Consider the following 4,095-nt stretch of genomic DNA (forward strand, 5'->3'; position numbering starts at 1 on the left):
GGGTGTGGAAGTGATTTCTGGGGCTGCGCCCCTGGGCCCCGGGGGCTGCGCCCCTGGGGGCGGGATTCGTCTGCGGGTGGTCGGTGGCTGGGCGCGCAGTTCCCGCGCCCCTGAGAGGCGGGCTTCGCCCTGCCATCGGCTGCTGTCGGCTGCGGGGCGGTGGGGGCCGGGCGTGCAGTTTCCCGCTCGGCCGTGGGTCACGCATCGTGAAGTGCGTCCCTGGTGCCCGGGCGCCCGGGGGCGCGGGGAACTGCGCGATCAGGCACCCAGCACCCGCAGGCGCAGACGCGGCCCGAGAGGACCTTTCCCTTACCCCTGGGTGACCAGCGCGTTTCGCTCCGCTGTCGATCCCGTAATCCGGCTGTCCGCTGGGCGGGACACGGCGTCGGGGGGTGCGTCGGGCCCTATACGGTGGAAGCACCATGAGCGCTTCTCAGCCCCCTCGCCCCGCTGGTCACCACCCGGACGCCGCCCTCCCGGGCGCGGACACGCCGACCCTGCTCGTCAAGATCTTCGGGAAGGACCGGCCGGGCATCACCGCCGGGCTCTTCGACACCCTGGCCGCCTACTCCGTCGACGTCGTCGACATCGAGCAGGTCGTCACCCGTGGCCGTATCGTCCTGTGCGCGCTCGTCACCGAGCCGACCGTGAGTACGGAGGGCGAGCTGCGGGCCACCGTGCACAGCTGGGCGGAGTCGCTGGGGCTCCAGGCCGAGATCATCTCCGGTACCGGTGACAACCGGCCGCGTGGCAGCGGGCGTTCGCACGTCACCGTGCTCGGCCACCCGCTCACCGCCGAGTCCACGGCCGCCATAGCGGCCCGGATCACCGCGACCGGCGGCAACATCGACCGTATCTTCCGGCTCGCCAAGTACCCCGTCACCGCCGTCGAGTTCGCCGTCTCCGGCACCGCGACCGGGCCCCTGCGCACCGCGCTCGCCACCGAGGCCGCGGCGCTCGGCGTGGACGTCGCCGTCGTCTCGGCGGGGCTGCACCGGCGCGCCCGGCGGCTGGTCGTCATGGACGTGGACTCCACGCTCATCCAGGACGAGGTCATCGAGCTGTTCGCCGCGCACGCCGGATGCGAGGACAAGGTCGCCGAGGTCACCGCGCAGGCGATGCGGGGCGAGCTCGACTTCGAGCAGTCGCTGCACGCGCGCGTGGCGCTGCTCGCGGGGCTGGACGCGTCCGTCGTGGAGAAGGTCCGCGCCGAGGTGCGGCTCACCCCGGGCGCCCGCACCCTGATCCGTACGCTCAAGCGCCTCGGCTACCAGGTCGGCGTCGTCTCCGGCGGGTTCACCCAGGTCACCGACGATCTGCGGGAGCGGCTCGGGCTCGACTTCGCCTCCGCCAACACCCTGGAGATCGTCGACGGCAGGCTCACCGGCCGCGTCACCGGCGCCGTGGTGGACCGGGCCGGCAAGGCGCGGCTGCTGCGCGAGTTCGCCGCGCAGGCGGGTGTCCCGCTCGACCAGACCGTGGCGATCGGCGACGGCGCCAACGACCTGGACATGCTCAACGCGGCCGGTCTCGGTGTCGCCTTCAACGCCAAGCCGGTGGTCCGCCGGGCCGCCCACACCGCCGTGAACGTGCCGTTCCTGGACACCGTGCTCTACCTCCTCGGCATCACCCGCGAAGAGGTCGAGGCCGCCGACGGCCTCGTGGACGAGCCCCACTAGCGCATCGGGGCCCCGCGGGGCCGGACGGAGACGGGGAAGGGCCCCGGCGGCGGTACCGCTGCCGGGGCCCTTCCCCGTACACCTCAGGCGTGCGGCGCCCAGAAGTCCGTCAGCCTGCCCACGCCGTGCTCCACCGTCTTCCACGAACCGGTGAACTCCACCACCGCGAACGAGGCCGTCGGGAAGCCGCTGCGGTTCATCCGCGCCAGGACGTCCCCCTCGGCCTCCCCCGCCAGCGCGTCGGCGAGCACGTGCATCCCGGGGTTGTGGCCGACCAGGAGGAGGTTGCCGATCTCGTCCGGCGTCTCGTTGAGGAGGGCGAGGAGCTCGCCCGGCGACGCCTCGTACAGCCGCTCCTCGTACACGGTCCTGGGGCGGTGCGGCAGTTCCTGCACGGCCAGCTTCCAGGTCTCGCGGGTACGGACCGCGGTCGAGCAGAGAGTCAGGTCGAGGGCGATTCCGGTCTCGGCGAGCCTGCGCCCGGCCACCGGGGCGTCCGTGCGGCCCCGGTCGGCGAGCGGCCGGTCGTGGTCGGACACCTGGGGCCAGTCGGCTTTCGCGTGCCGGAGGAGGACGATCCTGCGGGGTGTGTCGACGCTCATGCCCACCAGCTTCGCACGGATCACGCCATCGGGCGCTGGGTCCCGGCGAGCTCTCGCGCCAGGGTTGACAAGGGTGTTCAGCGGGACAGCGTGTGCTGTACGCGGTCCATGAGGTGGCTGATAGCGGGGTCTCCCGCAGCGGCCTGGGCGTCGTGCGAGCCCGTGATGAGCACCAGCAGCACGACGAAGGCGACGGTGGGCAGCGCGACGCCCCACCAGGGGAGCCGGAAGTCGGCGCGGCCGGTGGCCGGCTGGGTGGACCGGGTGTGCGTATGGGCCGACATGGCCGCCTCCGTAGCTCCGTAAAGGTGAAGTGCGTGGTCTCGCTGACGTACTTCGAACCTACGGAAGAAGGCGCCCGGGGCCCATCCGGTGACCCACCCACTCGCCCCGGGGCTTTTCCCCCTAGGGGTTAGGGGGGCCAGCACCACCATGGGGGCCGTCGGCGCAGGTCAGGGCGAGGCGAGGGTGGCGATGACGGCGATGACCGCCGTGATCGCCAGCATCGCGCCGAGCACGAGGAGGAGCTTCTTCTGACCGTTCTGGGGGTTCGGGTCGAGGACTGGCATGCCCTCAGTCTCGCATCCCCGCCTCGTCCTCCACCGTCCGGTCCCGCCCGGCGAGCGAACCCACCACGATCTGCGGCACCATCAGGCCCGCCATCAGCGCGATCGGCAGGCCCCAGCCGCCGCTGCTGTCGTAGAGGGCGCCGACCAGGGTGGGGCCGGGGATGGAGATGAGGTAGCCGGTGGACTGGGCGAAGGCGGAGAGGCGGACCACGCCGGTGCCGGTCCGGGTGCGCATGCCGATCATGGTGAGGGCGAGCGGGAAGGCGCAGTTGGAGATGCCGAGGAGGAGCGCCCAGGCCCAGGCCCCGGCGGCCGGGGCGAAGTAGAGGCCCGCGTAACCGGCGAGTCCGCAGGCGCCCAGGAAGGCGACGATCGGGCCCTGGTTGCGCATCCGGGTGGCGACGCGCGGGATGACGAAGGCGAGGGGCACGCCCATCACCATCGTCACCGCGAGGAGCACGCCCGCGGTCCCGGCGGAGACCCCGGCGTCCCGGAAGATCTGCGGCATCCAGCCCATGGTGATGTAGGCGGCGGTGGCCTGGAGGCCGAAGAAGCAGGCGAGCGCCCACGCGGTACGGCTGCGGGTGATCCTGAAGGCGGGTGCCCCGTCGTCCTCGTGGGCGGCCGAGGACCGTCCGGCGGGCCGGTCGGAGCCGTCGCGCACGAGCAGCACCCACGGCAGTACGGCGACGGCGGCGAGCACCGCCCAGATACTCAGGCCGGTGCGCCAGCTGCCGCCGAGGCCGTCGGTGACCGGGACGGTGGCGGCGGCAGCCAGCGCGGTGCCGAGCGCGAGCGCCATCGAGTACAGGCCGGTCATGGAGCCGACGCGGTCCGGGAAGTACCGCTTGACGATCACCGGCATCAGGACGTTGCTGACGGCGATGCCCATCAGGGCGAGGGCGCTGGCCGCGAGGAAGCCCGGGGTGCCGCCCGCGAACGGGCGCAGCAGCAGACCGGCGGCGATCGCGACCATGCCCGCGCAGACGATCACGGCGGGGCCGAAGCGCCGGGCCAGGCGCGGCGCCATGATGCCGAAGACGGCGAAGCAGAGCGGCGGTACGGAGGTGAGGACACCGGCGACGCTGCCGCTCATGTGCAGTCCGTCGCGCACCTCCTCGAAGAGCGCGCCGAGGCTGGTGATGGCCGGGCGGAGGTTGAGCGCGGCGAGGACGAGGCCGACGAGTACGAGTTTGGTCGTCCAGGTGCGGCCGTCCGTGCGTATGACGGCGGGGGCTTCGAGGG

5 protein-coding genes are annotated in these 4,095 nt (G+C 72.8%); 1 reads left to right on the forward strand and 4 read right to left on the reverse strand.

The window, feature by feature from the left end:
* The first annotated feature begins 422 nt into the window (after positions 1 to 422).
* A complete protein-coding gene (gene serB, locus ACJA3G_RS31735; RefSeq protein WP_406556496.1) occupies positions 423 to 1,679 on the forward strand; it encodes a phosphoserine phosphatase SerB in 1,257 nt (418 codons plus the stop codon).
* A gap of 83 nt (positions 1,680 to 1,762) precedes the next feature.
* Here the strand turns inward: serB and ACJA3G_RS31740 are convergent, their stop codons facing one another.
* From ACJA3G_RS31740 to ACJA3G_RS31755, 4 genes are all read right to left on the reverse strand, one after another.
* On the reverse strand, positions 1,763 to 2,281 hold the full coding sequence (locus tag ACJA3G_RS31740) for a SixA phosphatase family protein (protein ID WP_406556497.1): 519 nt from the start codon (positions 2,279 to 2,281) through the stop codon (positions 1,763 to 1,765).
* A gap of 77 nt (positions 2,282 to 2,358) precedes the next feature.
* A complete protein-coding gene (locus tag ACJA3G_RS31745; RefSeq protein ID WP_406556498.1) occupies positions 2,359 to 2,565 on the reverse strand; it encodes a hypothetical protein in 207 nt (68 codons plus the stop codon).
* A gap of 168 nt (positions 2,566 to 2,733) precedes the next feature.
* A complete protein-coding gene (locus tag ACJA3G_RS31750) occupies positions 2,734 to 2,850 on the reverse strand; it encodes an SGM_5486 family transporter-associated protein (protein ID WP_406556499.1) in 117 nt (38 codons plus the stop codon).
* 4 nt (positions 2,851 to 2,854) lie between these two features.
* Positions 2,855 to 4,075, reverse strand: coding sequence for a CynX/NimT family MFS transporter (locus tag ACJA3G_RS31755; protein WP_406556500.1), 1,221 nt, complete (start codon positions 4,073 to 4,075; stop codon positions 2,855 to 2,857).
* Positions 4,076 to 4,095: the final 20 nt, after the last annotated feature.

The sequence above is a fragment of the Streptomyces sp. YS-3 genome (assembly GCF_045257485.1).
Classification (GTDB): domain Bacteria; phylum Actinomycetota; class Actinomycetes; order Streptomycetales; family Streptomycetaceae; genus Streptomyces.